Below are 21,572 nucleotides of genomic sequence, written 5' to 3'. Positions count from 1 at the left end.
TCATTACACGCCGGCGGAATGCGCCAACTACATCAAGAACGCCGGATATGCGTCTACCTAAAAACAGAACGCTCTAGAACGACCAGCTTCGGGCCTTGGCGATGATGAAATCGCGGAAGACGTGCAGTTTCGCCTGGTTCTTCATCGCATCGGGATAAGCAAAATAGGTGTCGAAGGACGGCACTTCGGTCTCCGGCAGCAATTGCACCAGCCCTGAGTCCTTGCTGACCACATAGTCGGGCAGCATGGCGATGCCGGCGCCACCCTGTACCGCGCGCTTTATAGACAATATGTCGTTGATCTGCAGCGTCGGCACCCTTTGCCCGCCTTCGAAATCGCCGACCGTTTCCAGCCAGTTCAATTCCGACAAATGCGCCGGCACCGGCACGCCGAAGGTGACGATGCGATGGCTCTTCAACTCTGCGATCGACCCCGGCTTGCCATACTTGTTGACGTAAGAAGGTGCGGCGTAGAGATGGAAATGCACGGTGAACAGGCGGCGCTGGATGAGATCAGGCTGCTGCGGCTGGCGCAGCCGGATCGCGCAGTCCGCCCGGCGCATGGTGAGGTCGAGTTCCTCATTCGCCAGGATCAACTGCAGGCTGATCTCGGGATAGAGCTCGATGAATTCCTGCACGCGCTCGGTCAGCCAGCCGGCACCGAGCCCCACCGTGGTCGTCACCCTGAGCACGCCGGAGGGCCGATCCTTGGCCTCGGTCAGCCGCGATTTGATCGTCTCCAGCTTCATCAGCACGTCATGCGCCGTGCGGAACAGCATCTCTCCCTGCTCGGTCAGCACCAGGCCGCGGGCATGGCGATTGAACAGCGGCACGCCGACATCATGTTCGAGCGCGCTGACCTGCCGCGAGATCGCCGATTGCGACAGATGCAGTGTCTCGGCGGCATGGGTGAACGACCCAGCTTCCGCCGCAGCGTGAAACACGCGTAGCTTGTCCCAGTCCAACGCCATGATGCCCCCGTTCTGTTTTCTGGCGTCTGAATGAAAAATCAGGCTTTTGCGCGGCTTTTCTCGGCCGCTTCCTTACTCCGCCGCTTCGCGGTGAACTTCGATCCCGGCGAGGTACTTTTCCGCCTCGAGCGCGGCCATGCAGCCGAGCCCCGCCGCCGTCACCGCCTGACGGTAGATGTCGTCGGTCACGTCGCCGGCGGCGAACACGCCCGGCACGTCGGTGCAGGTCGAATCCGGCGCCGTCCACAGATAGCCGTTCGGCTTCTGCTTCAGCTTGCCGGCGAACAGCTCGACCGCCGGCGCATGGCCGATCGCCACGAATACGCCGTCGACCGTCAGATGCATCTCCTGGCCGGTCACCAGATTGCGCAGCTTCAGCCCTTCCACTGACGGCGGCAGCGGCATCTTGCCGGACTGACCGGTGATCTCGTCGACGACAGTGTCCCAGATGACGCGGACATTATCCTTCTTGAACAGCCGCTCGCTGAGGATGCGCTCGGCGCGGAAGTCGCTGCGCCGGTGGATGACCGTCACGCTCTTTGCCAGATTGGAAAGATAGAGCGCCTCCTCCACCGCCGAATTGCCGCCGCCGATCACCGCGACATCCTTGCCGCGATAGAAGAAGCCGTCGCAGGTGGCGCAGGCCGATACGCCGAAGCCCATGAAGGTCTGTTCGCTCGGGATACCCAGCCATTTCGCCTGCGCGCCGGTGGCGATGATCAGCGCGTCGGCCGTATAGGTGGTGCCGGAATCGCCCTTGGCGCGGAACGGCCGCACATTGAGGTCGACTTCGGTGATGATGTCATTGATGACGTCGGTGCCGACATGCTCGGCCTGCTTCAGCATTTGTTCCATCAGCCACGGACCCTGGATCGGATCGGCGAAGCCCGGATAGTTTTCGACGTCGGTGGTGATCACCAACTGGCCGCCCTGCTGCAGCCCGGCGACCAGCATCGGCTTCAGCATGGCGCGGGCGGCGTAGATTGCCGCCGTATAGCCGGCGGGGCCGGAGCCGATGATGAGAACGGGTGCGTGCTTGGTGATCATGGACGGGCTTTCACAACAACCGGACGCGAATGAAGCGTCCGGCACAGGTTCGATATCGGCCCTAATCTAGGTGTTGCAGGCGACGCCAGCAAGACGAGCTGACCTTCGTCCCCGGAAAGCTTCCCCGCAAACAGACGATCCATGAACATCTTGCGCGGCGACTGTCCGAAAATCAGCCACTGAAGGGATGGAATGGACACCAAAGTCGTTTAATTACAAAATCACGAAAGATTCTTGCGTGAAGCGCCGAAGGTATCCATGCCGCTCAAAGCCGATCTCGACGCCATCGACTGGAAGATCCTGCGCGAGCTCCAGCATGACGGGCGCATGACCAATGTCGAGCTGTCCAGCCGCGTCGGCATTTCGGCGCCGCCATGCCTGCGTCGCGTCAGGCGCCTGGAAGAGACCGGCATCATCCGCGGCTATCGCGCCTTGCTCAATGCGCCGGCGCTCGGTCTGGACGTCGTCGCCTTCTGCCTCATCGGCCTGCATCACCAGGCCGACGCGGAGCTCAAAACCTTCGCCGAACGCACACGCGGCTGGCCGATCGTGCGCGACGCCTGGATGGTGTCGGGCGAATCCGATTTCCTGCTGCATTGTGTGGCGAGCGACCTTGGCACCTTTCAGACCTTCGTCATCGAGGAGTTGGCGTCGGCGCCGAATGTCGACACGGTGCGCACAGCACTGACCATCCGTCGCGTCAAGGACGAGGGCCTGGTGGCTTTCAGCGAAGTGAGACCTTAATCCCGGCCGAGCTCGGCGATGACGTCGCAGAGTTTGCTGTGATCGTTATCGGTCGTCAGTTTGCGCGTCGTGAACATGCCATCGCCAGAAGTCCGATTGGATCTGCCGTGCACCAGCCAGCCCTCGCATAGCCCGGCTCGCCGTCCGGCTTCCATGTCATCGGCCTTGTCGCCGACGATGATGGAACGGCTGATATCCACGCGCAGCAGCTCGCGGGCGCGCAGAAGCATGCCCGGATTGGGCTTACGCATCGGATGATCACCTACTGCCAGTTCACCCGTCCCGCTCGAATGGTAGGCGCAGGCGAGCACCAGATCGATCCGGCAATTCTGTGCTTCGAGAAGTGTCAGCAGCCGGGCATTGACTGCGGCGAACTCCGGCCAGCCGAAATAGCCGCGGGCTATACCTGACTGGTTGGAGACTACGATCGCAGGAACGCCTACGATGTTCGCCGTTCGGATCACCGGCAGCATCTCCGGCCGCAGCACGATGTCAACCGGATCGCTAGGGTAGCCGCTATCGACATTGATGGTGCCGTCACGGTCGAGGAACAGCGCCGGCGTGCCGGCTGGAAACACCGAGGCACCGATCCGCTCGACCCACAGGCCCGGCTCTTCGAGCGGGTATGGATTCGACCTCACGACAGGGGCGATGTCAGCCATCACAGAGGCGCGCTTCGACCATTTCGCACAGATGATGATAGAGGCACAGATGCCCCTGCTGGATGATCGGCGTCGAGGTCGAGGGCACTTTGAGCACGATGTCGGAGAGCGGCTTGAGCTTGCCGCCGGTGTCGCCGGTCAGGCTGATGACCGTCATGTCCATCGTGCGCGCCTGCTCGGCAGCGGCAAGGATGCTGGGCGAGTTGCCGCTGGTCGAGATGGCGAGCAGCACGGCACCCGCTGAGCCATGTGCCTCGACCTGGCGTGAAAACACCGTGTCGAAGCCGTAATCATTGCCCCAGGCGGTCAGCACCGCCGCATTGGCCGGCAGCGCGATGACGTTGTAGGCCTTGCGCTCCTTCAGGAAGCGGCCGACCAGTTCGCCGGCGATGTGAATGGCGTCGCTGGCCGAGCCGCCGTTGCCGCAGATCAGCAGCGCCTTCCCTTGCGAAAGTGCGGCGACGACGGCGGTAACCGCCCGCTCCATCTCGCCGGTGAGGTCGCGCTCGACCATCGCGGTGATCGCGGCCGCTGAGCGGACCAGGTAATCGTTCAGTTCGGACATGAAAACCTCAGTTTGTCTTGCCGGCGCGCAACTTACCGATGGTGCCCGTCGTGCTTTTGCCGGCGACGAGATCGACCAGCACGACGCGACCGCCCGCTTTCTGCACGATTTCGGCGCCGACCACCTGATCGATCGTGTAGTCGGCGCCCTTGACAAGTATGTCGGGCTTGAGCGCCTCGATCAGCGCGAGCGGGGTGTCCTCCTCGAAGACGACGACGGCATCGACGGAGGCAAGTGCCGCCAGAACGCAGGCCCGGTCATGTTCGTCGTTGACCGGGCGTCCCGGCCCTTTCAGCCGGCGCACCGAGGCATCGCTGTTGAGGCCCAGAACCAGCCTGTCGCATTGGCTGCGTGCCGCATGCAAAAGGCTGACATGGCCGGCGTGAAGGATATCGAAGCAGCCATTGGTGAAACCGACGCTCAGGCCTTCGTCCTTCCACGTCGCCACCAGCCGTGCGGCGGCAGCGGCATCGAGGATTGCATCCTTGTGGGCAACCGGTCCGTGCGAGCGAAACAGCGCGCCGGTAAGCTCTTCGACTGTCAGCCGCGCGGTACCGCGCTTTCCGACCACCACGCCACCCGCCGCGTTGGCGATGGCGGCGGCAATGACGCGGTCGGCGCCCGCAGCCAGAGCCAGCGCAAACGTCGCGATGACAGTGTCGCCGGCGCCGGAAACGTCGAACACCTCCCGCGCCTGCGTGGCGATGTGGCGGGCATCGTCTGCGTCGACGACGCTCATGCCTTTTTCACTGCGCGTCGCGACGACGAAATCGAAGCCATGTGCCGAGATCAGCTCACGCGCCGCGGCCACGATCTCGTCATCGGAAAACACCGCGCGTCCGACCGCCTCGCCGAGTTCCTTGCGATTGGGCGTGATCGCCGTCGCCCCGGCATAGCAAGCATAGTCGCGGCCCTTGGGGTCGACGAGCACCGGCTTTTCCGCCTCGCGGCAGATCGAGATCAGCTCGCCGGCGACGCCGTCCAGCAGCATGCCCTTGCCGTAGTCGGACAGGATAACGATGTCGGCTTGCGCGAGCGCGGTGCGGAAATGCCGGATCAGCATCGCCTGCTCCGCATCGCCCAGCGGTTTGATTTCCTCTTCGTCGAAACGCAGCACCTGCTGGTTGAGCGCGCTGAAGCGGCTTTTCGAGGAGGTTATCCGGTTCGCGTCCTGCGCGAGGCCGCCAGTGTTTACGCCAAGCTCGGCGAGCATGCGCATGAGATTGTCGCCGGCCTGATCGGCGCCGATCACCGAGACCGGTATCGCGGCGGCGCCGAGCGAGACGATGTTGGCGACGACATTGCCGGCGCCGCCCATCGCCGACGTTTCGCCACGCCCGCGCAGCACCGGAATGGGCGCTTCGGGCGAAATCCGCTCGATGACGCCGTTGACGAAACGGTCGAGGATGAAATCGCCGACCACCAGCACGGTAACGTTATCGAACCGCGAGATGGCGCGGTGAAGGGGTTCGGGAGAAGGCAGGTGTTGCTCGCTCATGTCATCCGCGACGTGCAATGAGAGCCGGTCCCGCTGCTGTGAAAGGGCTGGACCGGCAGGGCTGGTCGTTCATGGCGAAGCCGATATACCGCAATTCGGCTCAGCGCAACGGCAGGCGCCGAGCGGCCCACAGCCAACGCCGGTCGACGGATCAGCTTTTCTGCAAAGCGACATGAACGCCCAATCCGACGAGCACCGCACCACCCGCACGCCGCATGAGGCGCCGGGCGTGGCTCGAACGCCGCAGCCTGGTGATCAGCGCACCCGCCAGCACCACGCACATAACATCTGCCGATGAGAACATCAGATTGACGATCGTCCCGAGGACGAGGAATTGGAGCCAAACGGGGAACGTCGCCGACGAGTCGATGAATTGCGGCAGGAATGCCATGAAAAAGATCGCCGTCTTGGGATTGAGCACCTCGACGGTGATGCTCTCGAAAAAGGCGCGGCGGGCAGATTTCGGCTCGATACCTGAGATAACAGCATCGTCTCGCGCCCTGGCGCGGAACAGCGAGACACCCAGCCAGATCAGATAGAGTGCGCCGGCCAGCTTGACCGCGATGTAGAGCATCGGCACGGCGTGGAAAAGCACGGACAGGCCGGCAGCGGCCGCGATGACGTGCACATAGCCACCAAGATGAATACCCAAAGCGGCCGTCAGCCCGGACCAGCGGCCGCGCGCCATGGTTTGCGCAGCACCGTAAAGCATCGCCGGACCGGGGATGTAGGCAAAGATCGCCGTGGTGGCGAAAAAGGCGATAAGCAGTTCGGTCGACGGCATTACCCTTGCTCCTGTCGCGCTTCGCCGATGGAACACCAACTGAAGCGAAAGCTTTGCGGCGGCGCTGTGACGCTCACCAACCGCCGGATTGCGACCTGTTTATCGACAGCCCCGCAAGCCTCCCCTATAAGGGCCGGAATCGGCACAAGACACCAGAGGCTTTCATGTTCATCGTCACGGGCGGCGCCGGCATGATCGGCTCCAATATCGTCGCCGCGCTCAATGCCGAAGGGATTAGCGACATCCTCGTCGTCGACGACCTGACCGACGGCCACAAGATCGCCAATCTCGCCGACCTGCAGATCGCCGATTATCTCGACAAGGACGATTTCCTGCCGCGGATGGAGGCCAGGGACCTCGGCCGCATAGAGGCCGTGTTCCACCAGGGCGCCTGCTCGACCACCACCGAATGGAACGGCAAATTCATGATGGAGGTGAATTACGCTTATTCGAAGCGGCTGCTGCATGCCTGCCTCGCACTGCGCGTGCCCTTCCTCTATGCCTCCTCGGCTTCCGTCTATGGCGACGGCGCCGAGTTTCGCGAGGAGCCGGAATGCGAACGCCCGCTCAATGTCTATGCCTATTCAAAGAAGTTGTTCGACGACTACGTCCGCCGCACCGTCTTCGATACCGATCATTCGCCGGTGGCGGGCCTGCGCTATTTCAACGTCTATGGCCCGCGCGAGGCGCATAAGGGCGCCATGGCCTCGGTCGCCTTCCATCTCTTCAATCAGGTCGAGCAAGGCCAGAACCCGAAGCTGTTCGGCGCCTATGACGGTTTCGGACCCGGCGAGCAGAGCCGCGATTTCATCCATGTCAGCGATGTTGCCGACGTCAATCTGTGGCTGTGGAAACGGGGCTCAAGCGGCATCTTCAACTGCGGCACCGGCCTTGCCCAGCCGTTCCGCGCCATTGCCGAAACGGTGATCGGCACGCTGGGCAAGGGCGAGATCGAGTTCATCGACTTCCCCGATCACCTCAAGGGCAGCTACCAGAGTTTTACGCAAGCTGATATGTCCCGGTTGCGCGCCGCCGGCTACAATGGTCAGTTTCGCACAGTGGAAACCGGCGTCAGAGATTATGTCGAATGGCTGAAAGCCCAACGATCCTCGTGATCGGCCCACGCTGGGTGGGCGACATGGTGATGGCGCAGTGTCTGTTCTCGGCGCTGAGAGAGCTTCACCCGAACGCTGCGATCGACGTGCTGGCCCCGGCCTGGGCGGCGCCACTGGTCAAGCGCATGCCCGAAATACGCCAACAGGTCGAACTGCCGCTGAAATCCGGCGCGCTGGAATTCCGCATTCGAAGGCGCTTCGGCCGCCTGCTGCGCGGCCACTACGACATGGCCTATATCATGCCTGGAAGTTGGAAATCGGCGCTGGTCCCGTTCTTTGCCCGCATTCCGCGCCGCATCGGCCATCTCAAGGAAATGCGCTACGGGCTGCTGACCGACATCGTTCCCTTGCCCGACAATCTGAAACGCAGCACCGCGCAGGCCTATTTCGGCCTCGCTCAGGGAGGCACGTTCCGGGCCCCGAGGCTTGCCGTCGATACAGAAAACCAGGCGGCACTGCTGGGCCGCTTCGGGCTGGAGGCGGACAAATTCGTCGCACTTATGCCCGGCGCCGAGTTCGGGCCGGCCAAACGCTGGCCGAGCGAACGCTATGCCGGCCTTGCCCGCGACATGATGGCGAAGGGCTTTAGGGTCGCGCTGTTCGGATCGAAGAACGACGCCGAGGTGACGGCGGAAATCGCCACGCTTGCACCAGATGCTGTCGACCTCGCCGGCCAGACGCGGCTGGAGGATGCCATCGACCTGATCGCCGCGGCCAGGCTTGCGGTGTCGAACGACAGCGGGCTGATGCATGTCGCCGCCGCGGTCGGCACGCCGATCGTTGCCGTCTACGGCTCGACCTCGCCGCAGAATACGCCGCCGCTCGCCGAGCAGCGCGAACTGGTCTGGCTCGGCCTGTCCTGTTCGCCCTGCCACCGGAAAATCTGCCCGCTCGGCCATCTCAACTGCCTGAAGACGCTCGAGGTGTCACAGGTCGCGGCAGCAGCGGAACGGCTGCTGGAAATGCCAGCCGCCGCATGAGGGTGCTCATCGTCAAGACGTCCTCGATGGGCGACGTCATCCACACGTTTCCGGCCGTCGAGGATGCGCGCAGCAACCGGCCGGATGTGTCGTTCGACTGGTGTGTGGAAGAGGCCTTCGCCGGCATCGTGGCGCTGCATCCGGCCATCGCAACCATCCACACCGCGGCGATCCGGCGCTGGCGCACAAGCCCGCTCGGCCGCGGCACATGGCGCGGGGCGGCGGCACTGCGCCGCGCCTTGCGGGATTGCCGCTACGATCTCGTCATCGACGCGCAAGGATTGCTGAAGTCGGCCCTGGTGGCGAAACTGGCTGTGGCACCGATCGCCGGCTTCGACCGGTCGAGCGCCCGCGAGCCGTCGGCGACTTTGTTCTACGACCGCCGCTATGCTGTGCCGCGCGATCTGCACGCCATCGAACGCACACGGCGGCTGTTCGGGCTGGCGCTCGGCTATGAACCGGATTTTTCCGGGCTTGAGTCCGGCATCGTGCCGCCGGGGGTCGGTTCGACTTTTGTCGGCGGAAAAACCGCCTTCCTGCTGCACGGCACCAGCCGCGAGGACAAGAAATGGCCGGTCGGCAACTGGATCGAGACTGCCCGGCTTCTCGTGGAAAAAAGAATGACGCCGGTCACCACCTGGTCTAACGACAGGGAAAAGGCGGTTGCCGAGGCGATCGCCCAGGCCGTTCCACAGACCGTGCTGGTGCCGAAATCACCGCTTGCCGAGATCGCCGCCATCATCGGCCGGTCGGTGCTGGTCATCGGCGCCGACACCGGCCTTACCCACCTCGCCAGCGCTTTCGGCCAGCCGACGGTGGCGGTATTCCTGGCCACCGAGCCAGGTCTGACCGGCCCGCGCGGGCCGTTCTCGTCAACGCTGCTGGCCGCACCCGGCGGTCGTGTCGCGCCGATAGAGGTGTTGGCTGAGGCAGAGAGGATGCTTGAGCGCCAAGCGCTTGGTCAGGCCAGCGCCGGCAAGAATTGATTCATTAAATCAATTCAATCGGAAAGGTCAGCGCCGCCCCTCATCCGCCTGCCGGCACCTTCTCCCCGTATAGTGACGGGGTGAAGGGGCTGGATGCGAACTCGGCGCCCATTCTGCAGCACTGGTGATGGGCGAAACCCTCGATGACGGCGTCCTTCTCCCCGTCACTATACGGGGAGAATTGCCCGGCAGGGCGATGAGGGGCAGCGCAATCGTCGGGTTAAAACAGCGCGATTCAGGAACAAATCCTGCCGCCTTTATCCCTAGATGAACTGGACCTGGACGATCTCATACCCCCGCGCACCGCCTGGCGCGTTGACCTCGATCGCATCGCCGACTTCCTTGCCGATCAGCGCCCGCGCGATCGGCGAGGAGATCGAGATGCGGCCGGACTTCACGTCCGCTTCCTGATCGCCGACGATCTGGTAGGTCTTCTTCTCTTCCGTGTCCTCGTCGACCAGCACCACAGTCGCGCCGAACTTGACCTTTTCGCCGCTGAGCTTGGTGATGTCGATCACTTCGGCACGCGCGATGAAGTCCTCAAGCTCGTTGACGCGGCCTTCATTGAGGCTCTGCGCCTCTTTGGCTGCGTGGTATTCGGCATTTTCGGAAAGATCGCCATGCGAGCGCGCTTCGGAGATCGCTTCGATGATGCGCGGCCGCTCTTCCTGCTGGCGCCAGCGCAGTTCTTCCTTCAATGACGCGAACCCCTCGCCTGTCATCGGGACCTTGTTCATGATGCCTGACCTTTCCTGCCGCCGCCCCCGCATTCCGGGAGCGACCTTGTCGATGGGTACAAAAAGAAAACGGTCCGGCAGCCTCGGGCTAACGGAACCGTGTCACCGCAATTTCTCCCAATATAGCAATCTTCGCGGGTTTTTCACGCCAAAAAATCGGTTTTGAAAAATTCACCCGCCAAGGCAGCGCGGCTGGCAGAGGCGGCGGCAACAAAAAACCGGCTGCGATTGCTCGCAGCCGGTGTGAGGCGTGTTTGGGTTTCGGATCAGCTCTTCATGAAACGGTCTATCTGCTCAGACAGCATGCTGTATTCACGAGATCCCTTGCCGGTGCGCTTCTCGATCTCGCGGAGCTGTTCCTGGGCGCCGGCGAGATCGCCGATCTGCAGATGTGCCTCGCCGAGATATTCACGTACCAGCGTATAGTTCGGATCGATGAGCAGTGCTTCCTCGTAATAGCCGAGACCGACGGTGACGCGTCCGGAATGGCGGTGCGAGTAGCCGAGGTAGTTGAGGATGCGAGGGTCTTTCTTGTCTGCAGCCAGGCTGAGCACGGCGATCGCCTCGTCATAACGTCCGGCCATCGCCAGCGCGCGGCCGGCTTCATAGATGTTGTCGTCGTCCAGCATGCCTTCCTTGGGTGCCACGCATTTCTTCAGCTTCTTGTCCCAGACCATGCCTTTCTTGCACTGTGTCGTCTGGCCGCCATTGCCACCGCCTCCACCTTCACCGGCCGAAAACGCCGGGACAGCAAACAGCGGCAGGGCTGCAACCGCCAGAACCTGGATCAGCAATCGTCTGCGCATCGAACTCTCCCTGAAGCATGACAATGCAACACTAACGCCGGGCAAAAGCCGTTTCATCCCGGAAAAAAGTCATGGCCATTGAAAGCTTTTTGAACGATCCGCGCCAGTCGGAAAATAGAAGCGCCGAACATGACGTGACGAGCGCTGCAAATTCGCTATCATCCAGCAAACGGCAACGGAGTATGCGGAGACGGCCAGTGCAGCGGCGCCTTGAAAAAGAATGGGAGCTTTCGATCGGTCCCGACACGGTGCGCCTGTTCATCCTCAAGGCGAAGGCGTTGAGCGCCGCCGTCAACGAAGACTATGCCGATGGCGCCGAGCACGAGGTAGAACTCGATAGCGAGGCGCATGACAATCATCACCATGACGGTCTCGTCGAGGAACGTTCCGAAAACCTCACCGAAGAAGAATTGCGCGAACTGATCAACGACCTCAATGTCGACGAGGCGGCCGAACTCGTAGCACTCGCCTGGGTTGGCCGCGGCGACTATGACGCTTCGGAATGGACGGACGCGCTGACGGCCGCCCGCGAGCGCGCCAACAAGCGCACGGCGAAATATCTGCTCGGCATGCCGCTCTTGGCCGACTGGCTGGAGGAAGGGCTGGAAGCGATCGGGGCGTAACACCGCGGTTACCGTTCGTGATCGGCCAAAACTCTCGTTCAGGCAACTTCCGCATTCGCCCGCCGTTAACGGCGAATGACTGCGCTGACCCCTCCCGCATTTATCAGATTGGCCGCATTGATCAGATTGGCCGCATTGATCAGATTGGCGCTGCCCTTGGCGGCGGCGATGCTGTCCGCAGGAGCGGCCCTGGCCCAAGCTCCGGAATTGCCTGAAACCGTGCCTGTCCCAGAGCTCAATCAGTCGCAATCGGCGCAAGAAGCCGCGCCTGCCGACGTGCCGATCCCCGAGCCGCGCCCTGCGGATGCGCCAAAGGCTGATCAACCTGAGACCGACCAGCATAAGAAAGCCCAGCCTGAGCCGCCGGCAATCCCTCCAACGCCGTCCGAAAAGCCCGCCGGGGCGGAACCGCCGGCCGCCGCCGCGAAACCACCGGAGAAGCCGGCGCAAGCGCCGGAGAAGAAAATCCCTCCCGACCCGCGCTCGGCCTCTGTGCCGCAGGAAAAAATGCCGGACGAGGAACTTGCCTGCCGCAGGCGGCTGAAGTCGATGGGCGTCGACTTCGAGGAACGTAACGCCGAGCACGATGCCGCGGTAGGCTGCTCCATTCCCTATCCGATCGCGCTGAAGACGCTGGGCAAGTCATTGGATATCACCCCCGAAACCGAGTTGAATTGCCAGATGGCCGAGGCCGCCGCGCGCTTTGCTGCCAATATCATCCAGCCGGCGGCCAAAGCCGAGCTCGGCGCCAGTCTCAAGTCGGTCGGCCAGGCATCCGCCTTTGTCTGCCGACACCGCAATGGCGGCGGAAAATTGTCGGAGCACGCCTTCGGCAACGCGCTCGACATCGCCAGCTTCACGCTTTCGGACGGTAGAAGGATCGACATCGGCCTGGCGCCGCCGGAAAAGGACGCGAAATTCCTGAACACGGTGCGCAAGGCAGCCTGCGGACCATTCAAGACCGTGCTCGGCCCGGGCAGCGATGCGGATCATTCGCTGCATCTCCATCTCGATCTTGCACCGCGCCGCAAGGGCGGCACCTTTTGCCAGTGACATGATCCCGGACCGACATGCGCGCCGCAATTTGGCCGCAGCCGTAAACGCAGCCGCTGATTTTTCCTTTACTCTTGGCGGTTAAGCTCCGTCTCGTCTGATCTTGATCCCGAAAAATGATCACGATCAAACGATGAGACAGGCCTGATCGGGATCAGGCTCGGGGACTGGGAACCTGCCAATGGCCGGGATATTTCGCGCAGCGTCTGTCGCCGTGCGGCAAATGAGGCGCGCGCGCATGATTGCCGGCGCGCTTGCCATCGCAGCGATCTCGGCCTGCACCACCGGCAGCGTGCTTTCGCTGGAACCGGCCGTCGATGTCGGCAGCCCGACATCAGCCGTTCCGAACTACGCGGGCACGAAATACGCTGGAATGCAGCGCCTCGTCCCGTCCAACCCATACATGACCGCCGCCTATCCGCGCATGGACGAGCCGATGGCACCGACCGAACAGATGCCGGCCAGCGAGGTCGACTGCCGCAAGGAATTGAAGCGCCTGGGCGTCGTCTACACCGACCTTGCACCGATCCGCGAAGGCCAGTGCGGCATCGACTATCCGGTCAAGATCTCGGCCATCGGCCGCATCGGGATGAAGCCGGCCGCGACGCTGACCTGCGACATGGCCGCCACCTTCGCCGGCTGGACCAGGAATGAACTCGTCCCGTCCGCCCGCTGGCGCTATTTCTCCGGCGTCAAGACCATTCGCCAGGGCTCGAGCTATTCCTGCCGCAGGATCGCCGGCGAAGGCGTGCTGTCGGAGCACGGCAAGGGCAACGCGCTGGACGTCATGAGCATCGAGCTCGGCAATGGCAAAGATATCGACGTGCGCAAGCCCGGCCTGTTCGCCTTCCGCACGCGCGGCTTCCTCAATACTGTGCGCGCCGACGGCTGCCAGTATTTCACCACTGTGCTTGGCCCCGGCTACAATTACGACCACCGCAACCATTTCCATTTCGACATCAAGAACCGCAAGAACGGCTACCGCGCCTGCCGTTAGAGCATCGGACCCAAAAGTGGATACCGGTTTTGGGATAATCCGATGCTCCAAACAACATGACAGCGAGCACATACCCACTGCCCAAGGTCTGCGCCGCCGCGTAGAATGACGCCACATAAAGGTGATGCCGTACCACCTGGGTGGTATCTCGTGAGCCGACGAAGCCTTCGACGACGCGCAACGATCTGGCTGGTGGCGTTCTGTGCCGGCTATCTCGTGCTCGCCTATTTCGCCGCACCGGAATTCTGGACCCTGCGGGACCGCAATTTCCGTACGCAGCGCTTCCAGATGCTGACGCACACGCCGCAAGGCATTGCGGGGGATCCGATCAATGTCGGCCTTGTCGGTACCAAAAAAGAGCTGGTCCACGCCTTCGCCGTCGCCGGGTGGGACACCGCCGACGCCCTCACGCTGAAGACCGCGATCGAGATCGGCGAAAGCGTGCTGTTCGATCGGCCCTATCCCGACGCGCCGGTCAGCCGGCTGCTATTCGAAGGCCGTGCACAGGATCTCGCCTTCGAGAAGCCGGTCGGCGACAGTGCCGACCGGCGTCATCACGTCCGCTTCTGGCAGACAGATGCGACCGGAGACGATGGCCGGCCGCTCTGGCTGGGTTCGGCAAGCTTCGATCGCGGCGTCGGCCTCAGCCACAACACCGGCGCGATCACTCACCATATCGGTCCCGACATCGACGCCGAGCGCGACTTCCTGATCCGCGACCTTTCTGCCGCAGGCATGCTGATCTCGACCAGCGAGATATCGGGCATCGGTGCGACAAAGACCGGGCGCAATGGCGGCGGCGATCCCTATTTCACCGACGGCAAGGCGGTGGTGGGCGTGCTGCTGCAGTTGCCGTAGGCGCGAGACGAGCCGCTGGCCTCCGGCTCATCGACGCCCTGATCGAGCATTTTTCGTCGCCATCATGGGATGCGGTGTGAGATGGTTGCGCCCGCCGGCATGAAAAATGACGGCCATCTATTTTCGAAGACCGCGCCGCAATGCTATTGACCTCGCATGCTTTACGCTGAAATCGCTATCGTGGTCGTCCTCATCTGCGTGAACGGCCTTCTGGCAATGTCCGAACTTGCCATCGTCTCCTCACGGCCGGCCCGTCTCAAGGCGATGATCGACCGCCACGTCAAGGGCGCCGGCCGCGCCTTGGCGCTCGGCGCCAATCCCGGCAAATTCCTATCGTCGGTGCAGATCGGCATCACCCTGGTCGGTGTTCTGTCAGGCGCTTTTTCCGGCGCCACGCTCGGCGATCGGCTGTCCGTATTTCTGGCATCGACCGGTATTCGGGAAAGTCTTGCCGATCCGATCGGCGTCGGCATCGTCGTCGCCCTCATCACCTACTTCTCGCTGATCATCGGCGAACTGGTGCCCAAGCAGATCGCGCTGCGCGATCCCGAACGCGTCGCCGCCAGGGTTGCTCCGGCGATGACCATGCTCGCCACCGTCTCGGCGCCGCTGGTCTTCCTACTCGACATTTCCGGCCGCTTCATGCTTTGGCTGCTTGGTCAACGCGGTGAAAGCGAGGAGAAGGTCACCGACGAGGAGATCAAGATGCTGGTCGCTGAGGCCGAGCATCACGGCACCATCGAATCCGACGAGCGGCGCATGATCGCCGGCGTCATGCGGCTCGGCGACCGCGCCGTCCGCGCGGTGATGACGCCGCGCACCGAGGTCGACTGGATCAACCTGCAGTCCGATGACGCGGCAACCCGCAAGCTCTTGATGGAGACCCAGCATTCGCGCCTGCCAGCCGGCGATGGCAGTGTCGACGCCATGATCGGCGTCGTCCAGACCCGCGACGTGCTGGCCGCGATGCTTGGCGGTCGCGCACTCGACCCGCGCCGGCACGTGCGCACCGCTCCCATCGTCCATGACCAGGCCGACGCGCTGGATGTCCTTTCGACACTCAGGGAATCCAACGTACCGATGGCGCTGGTCCATGACGAATACGGCCATTTCGAAGGCATCGTCACCCCGGCGGACATACTGGAAGCCATCACCGGCGTATTCCGGGCGGACCTCGACGCCGGCGACGAGGAAAACGCCGTCAAACGCGAGGACGGCTCATGGCTGCTCGCGGGCTACATGCAGGCCGACGAGATGGCGGACGTTCTCGGCATCGACCTACCCGAGAATCGCGACTACGAGACTGTCGCCGGTTACGTGCTGTCGCACCTGCACCATCTGCCGACGACCGGCGAATGCGTGGATGCGCAGGGCTGGCGCTTCGAGGTCGTCGACCTCGACGGCCGCCGCATCGACAAGCTCATCGCCACGCGCCTGCCCGGCGGCCATCGCGAAATCGTGCGGTGACAGTCAACACGATGTCTGGGCCCGTTCCGAATGTCAGCTCTTGACCCGATCCGGCCCTTTATGCGCCGATTTCCTTCGCCGATAGCTGACATTGCGTGGAACCGACGGCCATGACCCTAGGCAGACGCCTTTCCGCCCCGGCCAACGTCCGCTCTCGACGTGGAAGCTGACGTCGCGTTGCTCCCGCCCGAGACATAAGGCGGGAGACCGCAATTTGTTGCATCAAGCCGGCAGCGGCTCGTGGAAACGGCACCAGCAATTTGGGCTGATTGCACCGGCAACGATCTCGCACCCGTTTGGCTCTCGGAAGTGAGTACGCCCACCGCAGCGTCGGCCACAATTTGGGGTGTCCTGGTAAAGCCCCAGCGCCTTGGTTGTCTTTCCCCCTGCCATCAGTCGAGACGTTCAGGATGCAAGGCCGCCGGCGCTGGCAATCGCCGCACCGGTCACATAGACTTTCAGGAAATTGCGGCGAGACAGCACTCGGCTTGAACCTGCCGATCCGTGGTTCACATCATCATCTTTTCATGGTTTTTCTCCGAGAGCAGCCGCTGTCGGGCCGCTCGGTTTCCGGCGGCGCATCGGCACTCGTCGCAACTGGCTCAGGTGCTCTTGAGCGTGCCGTTCATCCCTTCCGGATAGAAGCCGCCCTTGCTCACTCCATCCTTGTCGCTGAGATAGACGATCCGGAGCACCTCCTGTGGCGTTCTGGTGAACGCGATCGCATCGGGCGTCGACGGCACGATGTTGGCTTTTCCGTCCACCTGGATACTCTGGTCCTTATCGTCCGATCCGTCGATTTTGTCTCGGGCATCGGAGACGGCGTTGGCGGCCTTCCAGGCTTCCTCTCCCTTCCGGTATAGCGTGGATCGCGCCATGCCCATGTGGTAGGCCTCGACCGCCAGGATGCCTGCGGCGGCGGCGAGGAAGTCCTTGTTTTTCAAAACCGTCGCCGCACCGGCATAGGCGGTGACGCCGACATCCTCGAACAACATCCCGCCGAGAACGAAGTTCGTTTCGTTGCCGAAGGGGTCGAAGTCCGGCCCGAGGCCAGATGCCTCCGCAACCGCCTTGAACCCCGCGTCGAAATCGATGGCTGGCCGGTCAACAGCGTCCGTTCCAAGCGTCTTGCGGTAGAAGCGGACGTGCGCGAGTTCGTTTTCGGCGACTTCCTGCATGAATTCGCCGATGGCCGGAGTCTCGAACGAGACTTGCTTTCCACCAACGACGTCGCCGGGTTTCGAACCGGCATCGGCCGCGTCGATGCCTTTTCCGGTGGTGCCGCGGAGGTAGTATTCAGCCTCCATATATTCGAGGTTGAGCGCAAAGCGGAAAATGTCTTCGTCCGATATGTCCTGTGCCAATACCGGAGAAGGCCGCGCGATTCCGCCGAGTGCCGCTCCGGCACCGAGTACGACAAGTCCCTGAAGCGACTGACGCCGGGATAGGTGAAGTGCGCCCTGCATGGCGGTCTCCTATGTTTGTTGATTCAACGCCGCTGTCAGCACCGCGGCGCGGAGTGCATTTGCCTGACGATTAGATGGTCCGGGCCGCCAAAATATTCCCGTGTCCCGCTACAACAGCCCGCGAAAGGAGCCGGCGTAATCTCGGCGTGGACGGCGTCTACGTGCGCTCGGTCGCCGTCTTCAACGGATGAGTATCCTTCCGAACCAGGCGGATTGCGAGCCGGTCCAAGACTGATTGCGCGAGGCGGTCACAGCGGGCGCCAGCGAAGAGAAACGTATCCGTGAACACGGTGGCGAGCTTGTCCCGTAGCGCCTCGCGGAGCAGCCGGCGTGCGCGATAAAGGCGGGTGCTCACTGTCTGAGGTCGCAATGCCAAAAGAAAAGCCGTTTCCTCAATGCTCATTTCCTCGACGTCCCGCATGACAAAGACGATGCGAAAGGGCTCTGGCAAGCCACCGACGGCTCGTTCCAGGAGATTGCGGATTTCAGCGAGAGCGGCCGCCTCTTCGGGATCAGGCTTGTGGGCGCTGAACGGAGCGACCATGTCTTCGATGGCTTTCACGTCGACGGTGGGCCGCCTTTTCCGTCGGCGTCCCAGCGCCTCGTTCAGCGCGATCCGGGTGAGCCAGGTCGACAGCCGCGCCTCCGCGCGGAATTCGGCCAGATGGGTGAAGGCGTGGATATAGGTCTCCTGAAGTACGTCCTCCGCCTCAGTGTCGTCATCCAGGACGGCGCGGGCGACCCGGTGAAGCCGCTGATTGTGACGCTTAATGATTAACCAGAATGCGGCGGGGTCACGCTGTCGCGCGTGTTCAACCAGCCCCGCGTCGTCAAGGTCCTCGATCCTCACTGCCTCGTTGGATCCAGTCGGCTTCATCATAGGCGCTCCAGATGCATCAGCTTACTATGAGATAAGCGTTTTCCGGGTTTTCGGTCTGCAGCCCGGTGGAGACTTGAAACTTTAGCGAACCAGAGGTCTGCTCACCAAGTAAATCGGACCTTGTTGTGGAGCAGTTTCATCTTCCGGTTTGGCGCAACCGAGCCGACCGGGATATCGGCTTGTACAATCTCTACCAGGACGCGCTTACTCTACCAGGACGCGCTTACCTTGATAGCCCGATGAGTTTAGAATTGGTCTTCCAGGCGGCTCGTCAGAAGCAGCCGGCGAAGAGGCTATCGAGGGAGGAAACCATGACGCTGATCGATCCCAACGTGTCGCGTACCTGACATAGGTCAGTGCTCGGCGCGGCCGTGCACGGCATGGGCGTGCTGCTGACGGGGCCGGAGGGGCCACGATGCATTCGAACCGCGATCTTGTCACCTGTTGTCGTGAAGCGCGAGGCGGATAAATTCCACGATCGGCCAGTGCACAGTTAATCGCCCACACCACTCAAGGTATCAACACGACCTTGCCGGTCGAGCGGCGCTCCTCCACCACGCGATGTGCTTCGCCGGCCTGGTCGAGCGCGAAGCAACGGCCTTGCGTCACGGTAAGCTGGCGGCTGGCGGCCAGGTGGAAAAGCTCTGACAGGCTGGCCCTGAGCACATCGGGCGAGAGCAGCGGCAGCAGGGCGAACCCTCTCAGCGACTGGTTTTGTAGGATCATCGCTTCCAGGTCCGAGGCGCCGATCGTGTATCTGCCCAGCGCCGCAAACACCAGTTCTCCGCCAGGCGCGAGAGCTTGCAGCGATGCCGCCGTCATCGAGCCGCCGACAATGTCGTAGACGATATCGACGCCGACGCCGCCTGCCGCTTCACGGACGCGCGTCGGCCAATCCGGCGTGCTGTAGTCGACCGCGGGATCGGCTCCAAGCGACAGGGCAAGATCGAGCTTGGGCCTGGCGCCGGCGACCGCGATCACCGCGCTGGCGCCTTGGCGTTTGGCGAGCTGGACAAGCAAGGACCCGACACCGCCTGCAGCTGCAGTGACCAGCACCGACTTGCCGGCGGGCGGGCTTTGCCGCAGCAGATAAAAAGCCGTCAGTCCCTGCACCATCAAGGCCGTCGCGTCTTCGAACGAGAGTGCATCCGGCTGAGGCACGGCCAGATTGGCATCGATCGTCACATACTCGGCATATCCGCCGAGTGGGCGCTTTGAGGCAAATAACGGCGCCGCCACACGTTTGCCCAGCAGTCGTTCGTCCACCCCTTGCCCCAGCGCCTCCACTGTGCCGGCGGCCTCGACGCCGAGAACCATCGGCAAGTCCGGCGTCACCGCATAGCGATCCGCGCGCATCAGCACTTCGAAGAAATTCACGCCAGCCGCATGAACGCGGATCAGCACCTCGCCTGCTTGCGGCTCAGGCTTCGGCATCTCGACGACGTCGAGGACGTCGGGACCGCCGAAACGGTTCAGTTGAATGGCTCTCATGGCATGCACCCGTCGCTATGGCATCGGCTGCTGTTTGCCACTATCTGCCTGATCGCGACTACACACTCATTTGTCCCCTGCTGACCAAGAGGTGACCATGGCCAAGCCGACCAAGAGGCTGCCAACCAAAAGACTGCCCATGCTGCCGGCGGAACGCGCCCTGAAAGTGATTTCGGGCCGATGGAAGGCTGTTATTCTTTACCATCTCTTCGACGGCCCCCGGCGGCTGTCGGTGCTGAAGGCGCTGGTGCCTGATATCACGCAAAAAGTGCTGATCCAGCAGCTTCGCGAAATGGAAGAACACGGCCTTATCAGACGCGAGATCTTTGCCGAAATTCCCTCACGCGTCGAATATTCGGCGACGCGCCTTGGCCTCAGCCTCGAGCCTATCCTTCTGGCGCTCTGTGAGTGGGGCCAGCACCATGCGGATGAGCTGAACGAAATGGACCGCGTTACCGATTGCATCATCAGGCCTCGGCAGGCGCGCCAGCCAGCCATCGCCTGAATAAAAAAGGGCGACGCAAGCGCCGCCCCCGGAATCCCTCCAGCCTGAATCCTTGGAGGATTGTTCCGGTCCGCGGTTCAGGCCGCCTTGACTTCCTCGGCCACCGCGTCGGCCTGACGCGCCGCCTTCAGCACTTTGGCCCACCAGGCAACGTCATTGACCAGCGCGGTTGCCGCCTGGTTCAGGTGCTCGAGCTCGTCGAGCTTCTTCTCACCTTGCCTGACGGCGAGGAAATCGGCCCAGGCAATATGGACTGCCGACTTGACCGGCGCCATCTGCAGCTCGACGGCATGCAATCTGAGCTGCTCGACGGCACGCGCGCCACCGACGCTGCCATAGCCGACGAAACCGGCCGGCTTCTTGTTCCATTCATTGGCGGCGTAGTCGATGGCGTTCTTCAGGACGGCCGTCGGTCCATGGTTGTATTCGGCGGCGGTGAAGATGAAGCCGTCGAACTCGGCGACCTTCTTCTGCCAGCGCTTTGCCACTTCATTCTGCGACGGCGCCCAGGCAGAGGATGCGACCTCGTCGAAGAACGGCAGCGGAAAGTCGCGCAGGTCGACCACTTCCACGTCGATGTCGGCATGCGACTTGGCGATCCTGGCGATCCACTGGGTCGGAACGTCGGCAAAGCGTGCGGCGCGGGTCGAACCGACGACAATGGCGATTTTGGGTTTGGACATAGAGGGGCTCTCCTTCAGGCAAATTTCTGGTATCATTTAGATACCTGAGCTATATGAGTGACTGCGCCCACAGCTCGGTGAGGGGCCGCTGCGCTTCAACGAATTGCGCAGCGCCGTCGGCGGTATTTCGCAGAAGATGCTGACCACCACCTTGCGCGGGCTGGAGCGCGACGGCTTCGTCACTCGCACGGTGTTTCCGACCATTCCGCCACGCGTCGATTATGAGCTGACCGACCTTGGCTACGAGCTTCTTGTGCCGGTCGGCGCGCTCGGTGAGTGGGCGCGCAAGAACACCGAGCGCGTCAAGGCAGCGCGCGAAAGGTTCGATGGGCTTCATGCCTGAAACTCTTGCGCTGCAAGGGTTCACAGCAGCGAGCGCTCGCAAAGGCAGGGTTCAGGATGTGTCGACGCATTGCGGGCGAGCCGCTTGTCTCGCCGTCCCTTCTCCCCTTACAAGGCCTTACAAGGAGGGAGATTGGCCGTCATCTTTGATTCGACAATCGCCAACCTCGAAAAAGAGTCGCTGTCGGCGGAACTGCCAATCTCCCCCAAGTGGGGGAGATGTCCGGCAGGACAGAGGGGGCGCCGTAGAGCGCCAACCTCATAGCGGCCGAGCCATTGACCAATGCCTCACACGCCATTGCCTCCGCGAAAT

Annotated in this window: 22 protein-coding genes and 1 pseudogene; 11 read left to right on the top strand and 12 right to left on the bottom strand. The window is 62.6% G+C overall.

What is annotated here, in order from left to right:
• Positions 1-73 precede the first annotated feature (73 nt).
• The gene (locus AC0L25_RS29725) at positions 74-970 is read right to left on the bottom strand and encodes a LysR family transcriptional regulator (protein WP_473598732.1); all 897 of its coding nucleotides are present in this window, start codon (positions 968-970) and stop codon (positions 74-76) included.
• Positions 971-1,042: 72 nt separating this feature from the next.
• Positions 1,043-2,017 carry a thioredoxin-disulfide reductase gene (trxB, locus tag AC0L25_RS29720; RefSeq protein ID WP_473598731.1) on the bottom strand — a complete coding sequence of 325 codons (975 nt, stop codon included), beginning with the start codon at positions 2,015-2,017 and terminating at the stop codon, positions 1,043-1,045.
• A gap of 258 nt (positions 2,018-2,275) precedes the next feature.
• Between trxB and AC0L25_RS29715 the strand changes: the two genes are divergently transcribed.
• Entirely contained in the window at positions 2,276-2,761 is a 486-nt protein-coding gene (locus AC0L25_RS29715; RefSeq protein WP_473598730.1) for an Lrp/AsnC family transcriptional regulator, read from the top strand.
• Here AC0L25_RS29715 and AC0L25_RS29710 read toward each other — a convergent pair.
• The 4 genes from AC0L25_RS29710 to AC0L25_RS29695 form a co-directional block, all read right to left on the bottom strand.
• A complete protein-coding gene (locus tag AC0L25_RS29710) occupies positions 2,758-3,423 on the bottom strand; it encodes a D-glycero-alpha-D-manno-heptose-1,7-bisphosphate 7-phosphatase (RefSeq protein WP_473598729.1) in 666 nt (221 codons plus the stop codon). The genes AC0L25_RS29715 and AC0L25_RS29710 overlap by 4 nt on opposite strands.
• Complete coding sequence (locus AC0L25_RS29705) at positions 3,416-3,988, bottom strand: D-sedoheptulose-7-phosphate isomerase (protein ID WP_473598728.1); 573 nt, start codon at positions 3,986-3,988, stop codon at positions 3,416-3,418. The genes AC0L25_RS29710 and AC0L25_RS29705 overlap by 8 nt, the downstream gene beginning before the upstream one ends.
• A gap of 7 nt (positions 3,989-3,995) precedes the next feature.
• On the bottom strand, positions 3,996-5,486 hold the full coding sequence (gene rfaE1, locus AC0L25_RS29700) for a D-glycero-beta-D-manno-heptose-7-phosphate kinase (RefSeq protein ID WP_473598727.1): 1,491 nt from the start codon (positions 5,484-5,486) through the stop codon (positions 3,996-3,998).
• Positions 5,487-5,637: 151 nt separating this feature from the next.
• Entirely contained in the window at positions 5,638-6,270 is a 633-nt protein-coding gene (locus AC0L25_RS29695) for a LysE family translocator (RefSeq protein WP_473598726.1), read from the bottom strand.
• Positions 6,271-6,434: 164 nt separating this feature from the next.
• On the opposite strand from AC0L25_RS29695, the gene rfaD reads away from it, so the two are divergent.
• Genes rfaD through waaC form a run of 3 tightly spaced genes read left to right on the top strand, consistent with a single transcriptional unit; the run spans position 6,435 to position 9,351 of the window.
• A complete protein-coding gene (gene rfaD / locus AC0L25_RS29690; RefSeq protein WP_473598725.1) occupies positions 6,435-7,385 on the top strand; it encodes an ADP-glyceromanno-heptose 6-epimerase in 951 nt (316 codons plus the stop codon).
• Positions 7,358-8,365 carry a lipopolysaccharide heptosyltransferase II gene (waaF, locus tag AC0L25_RS29685; protein WP_473598724.1) on the top strand — a complete coding sequence of 336 codons (1,008 nt, stop codon included), beginning with the start codon at positions 7,358-7,360 and terminating at the stop codon, positions 8,363-8,365. The genes rfaD and waaF overlap by 28 nt, the downstream gene beginning before the upstream one ends.
• Complete coding sequence (waaC, locus tag AC0L25_RS29680; protein WP_473598723.1) at positions 8,362-9,351, top strand: lipopolysaccharide heptosyltransferase I; 990 nt, start codon at positions 8,362-8,364, stop codon at positions 9,349-9,351. The genes waaF and waaC overlap by 4 nt, the downstream gene beginning before the upstream one ends.
• Positions 9,352-9,614: 263 nt before the next feature.
• Here the strand turns inward: waaC and greA are convergent, their stop codons facing one another.
• Positions 9,615-10,088, bottom strand: coding sequence for a transcription elongation factor GreA (gene greA / locus AC0L25_RS29675; RefSeq protein ID WP_023799806.1), 474 nt, complete (start codon positions 10,086-10,088; stop codon positions 9,615-9,617).
• Positions 10,089-10,354: 266 nt separating this feature from the next.
• On the bottom strand, positions 10,355-10,894 hold the full coding sequence (locus AC0L25_RS29670; RefSeq protein WP_473598722.1) for a tetratricopeptide repeat protein: 540 nt from the start codon (positions 10,892-10,894) through the stop codon (positions 10,355-10,357).
• Positions 10,895-11,091: 197 nt separating this feature from the next.
• Here AC0L25_RS29670 and AC0L25_RS29665 point away from each other — a divergent pair, with 197 nt between their 5' ends.
• From AC0L25_RS29665 to AC0L25_RS29645, 5 genes are all read left to right on the top strand, one after another.
• Complete coding sequence (locus AC0L25_RS29665; protein ID WP_473598721.1) at positions 11,092-11,517, top strand: DUF3775 domain-containing protein; 426 nt, start codon at positions 11,092-11,094, stop codon at positions 11,515-11,517.
• 168 nt (positions 11,518-11,685) lie between these two features.
• Positions 11,686-12,570: an extensin-like domain-containing protein gene (locus tag AC0L25_RS29660; protein ID WP_473598733.1), complete on the top strand. Its 885-nt coding sequence runs from the start codon at positions 11,686-11,688 to the stop codon at positions 12,568-12,570.
• 181 nt (positions 12,571-12,751) lie between these two features.
• On the top strand, positions 12,752-13,567 hold the full coding sequence (locus tag AC0L25_RS29655; protein ID WP_473598720.1) for an extensin-like domain-containing protein: 816 nt from the start codon (positions 12,752-12,754) through the stop codon (positions 13,565-13,567).
• 150 nt (positions 13,568-13,717) lie between these two features.
• A complete protein-coding gene (locus AC0L25_RS29650; protein WP_473598719.1) occupies positions 13,718-14,425 on the top strand; it encodes an LssY C-terminal domain-containing protein in 708 nt (235 codons plus the stop codon).
• A gap of 156 nt (positions 14,426-14,581) precedes the next feature.
• Positions 14,582-15,892, top strand: coding sequence for a hemolysin family protein (locus AC0L25_RS29645; protein ID WP_473598718.1), 1,311 nt, complete (start codon positions 14,582-14,584; stop codon positions 15,890-15,892).
• A 602-nt stretch (positions 15,893-16,494) separates the two neighbouring features.
• Here the strand turns inward: AC0L25_RS29645 and AC0L25_RS29640 are convergent.
• From AC0L25_RS29640 to AC0L25_RS29630, 3 genes are all read right to left on the bottom strand, one after another.
• Positions 16,495-17,358 (bottom strand): ferritin-like domain-containing protein, encoded by an 864-nt coding sequence (locus AC0L25_RS29640; protein ID WP_473598717.1) that lies wholly within the window; start codon positions 17,356-17,358, stop codon positions 16,495-16,497.
• A gap of 157 nt (positions 17,359-17,515) precedes the next feature.
• On the bottom strand, positions 17,516-18,238 hold the full coding sequence (locus AC0L25_RS29635) for an RNA polymerase sigma factor (RefSeq protein WP_473598716.1): 723 nt from the start codon (positions 18,236-18,238) through the stop codon (positions 17,516-17,518).
• A 510-nt stretch (positions 18,239-18,748) separates the two neighbouring features.
• Entirely contained in the window at positions 18,749-19,729 is a 981-nt protein-coding gene (locus AC0L25_RS29630; protein WP_473598715.1) for a quinone oxidoreductase family protein, read from the bottom strand.
• Between the two features lie 97 nt (positions 19,730-19,826).
• On the opposite strand from AC0L25_RS29630, the gene AC0L25_RS29625 reads away from it, so the two are divergent.
• Positions 19,827-20,234, top strand: a complete 408-nt coding sequence (locus tag AC0L25_RS29625) for a winged helix-turn-helix transcriptional regulator (protein WP_473598714.1) — start codon at positions 19,827-19,829, stop codon at positions 20,232-20,234.
• Between the two features lie 77 nt (positions 20,235-20,311).
• Here the strand turns inward: AC0L25_RS29625 and AC0L25_RS29620 are convergent, their stop codons facing one another.
• Entirely contained in the window at positions 20,312-20,917 is a 606-nt protein-coding gene (locus AC0L25_RS29620) for an NADPH-dependent FMN reductase (RefSeq protein WP_473598713.1), read from the bottom strand.
• Between the two features lie 70 nt (positions 20,918-20,987).
• Here AC0L25_RS29620 and AC0L25_RS29615 point away from each other — a divergent pair.
• Positions 20,988-21,260: pseudogene (locus AC0L25_RS29615) on the top strand (winged helix-turn-helix transcriptional regulator); the annotation flags it as partial.
• Positions 21,261-21,572: the final 312 nt, after the last annotated feature.

It is taken from the genome of Mesorhizobium sp. WSM4813 (assembly GCF_055811555.1).
The sequence above is the reverse complement of the archived record's forward strand: the minus strand, read 5'-3'. Positions and strand labels throughout refer to the sequence as shown.

What these genes read in the sequence shown, in the direction of transcription:
- AC0L25_RS29715 (WP_473598730.1), top strand. Translation starts at nt 2,276, where the DNA reads ATGCCGCTCAAAGCCGATCTCGACGCCATCGACTGGAAGATCCTGCGC.
- AC0L25_RS29725 (WP_473598732.1), bottom strand. Translation starts at nt 970, where the DNA reads ATGGCGTTGGACTGGGACAAGCTACGCGTGTTTCACGCTGCGGCGGAA.
- rfaD (WP_473598725.1), top strand. Translation starts at nt 6,435, where the DNA reads ATGTTCATCGTCACGGGCGGCGCCGGCATGATCGGCTCCAATATCGTC.
- AC0L25_RS29710 (WP_473598729.1), bottom strand. Translation starts at nt 3,423, where the DNA reads ATGGCTGACATCGCCCCTGTCGTGAGGTCGAATCCATACCCGCTCGAA.
- AC0L25_RS29635 (WP_473598716.1), bottom strand. Translation starts at nt 18,238, where the DNA reads ATGATGAAGCCGACTGGATCCAACGAGGCAGTGAGGATCGAGGACCTT.
- AC0L25_RS29620 (WP_473598713.1), bottom strand. Translation starts at nt 20,917, where the DNA reads ATGTCCAAACCCAAAATCGCCATTGTCGTCGGTTCGACCCGCGCCGCA.
- AC0L25_RS29695 (WP_473598726.1), bottom strand. Translation starts at nt 6,270, where the DNA reads ATGCCGTCGACCGAACTGCTTATCGCCTTTTTCGCCACCACGGCGATC.
- AC0L25_RS29630 (WP_473598715.1), bottom strand. Translation starts at nt 19,729, where the DNA reads ATGAGAGCCATTCAACTGAACCGTTTCGGCGGTCCCGACGTCCTCGAC.
- trxB (WP_473598731.1), bottom strand. Translation starts at nt 2,017, where the DNA reads ATGATCACCAAGCACGCACCCGTTCTCATCATCGGCTCCGGCCCCGCC.
- waaF (WP_473598724.1), top strand. Translation starts at nt 7,358, where the DNA reads ATGGCTGAAAGCCCAACGATCCTCGTGATCGGCCCACGCTGGGTGGGC.
- greA (WP_023799806.1), bottom strand. Translation starts at nt 10,088, where the DNA reads ATGAACAAGGTCCCGATGACAGGCGAGGGGTTCGCGTCATTGAAGGAA.
- AC0L25_RS29625 (WP_473598714.1), top strand. Translation starts at nt 19,827, where the DNA reads ATGGCCAAGCCGACCAAGAGGCTGCCAACCAAAAGACTGCCCATGCTG.
- AC0L25_RS29660 (WP_473598733.1), top strand. Translation starts at nt 11,686, where the DNA reads ATGCTGTCCGCAGGAGCGGCCCTGGCCCAAGCTCCGGAATTGCCTGAA.
- AC0L25_RS29670 (WP_473598722.1), bottom strand. Translation starts at nt 10,894, where the DNA reads ATGCGCAGACGATTGCTGATCCAGGTTCTGGCGGTTGCAGCCCTGCCG.
- AC0L25_RS29655 (WP_473598720.1), top strand. Translation starts at nt 12,752, where the DNA reads ATGGCCGGGATATTTCGCGCAGCGTCTGTCGCCGTGCGGCAAATGAGG.
- AC0L25_RS29640 (WP_473598717.1), bottom strand. Translation starts at nt 17,358, where the DNA reads ATGCAGGGCGCACTTCACCTATCCCGGCGTCAGTCGCTTCAGGGACTT.
- AC0L25_RS29645 (WP_473598718.1), top strand. Translation starts at nt 14,582, where the DNA reads ATGCTTTACGCTGAAATCGCTATCGTGGTCGTCCTCATCTGCGTGAAC.
- AC0L25_RS29705 (WP_473598728.1), bottom strand. Translation starts at nt 3,988, where the DNA reads ATGTCCGAACTGAACGATTACCTGGTCCGCTCAGCGGCCGCGATCACC.
- rfaE1 (WP_473598727.1), bottom strand. Translation starts at nt 5,486, where the DNA reads ATGAGCGAGCAACACCTGCCTTCTCCCGAACCCCTTCACCGCGCCATC.
- waaC (WP_473598723.1), top strand. Translation starts at nt 8,362, where the DNA reads ATGAGGGTGCTCATCGTCAAGACGTCCTCGATGGGCGACGTCATCCAC.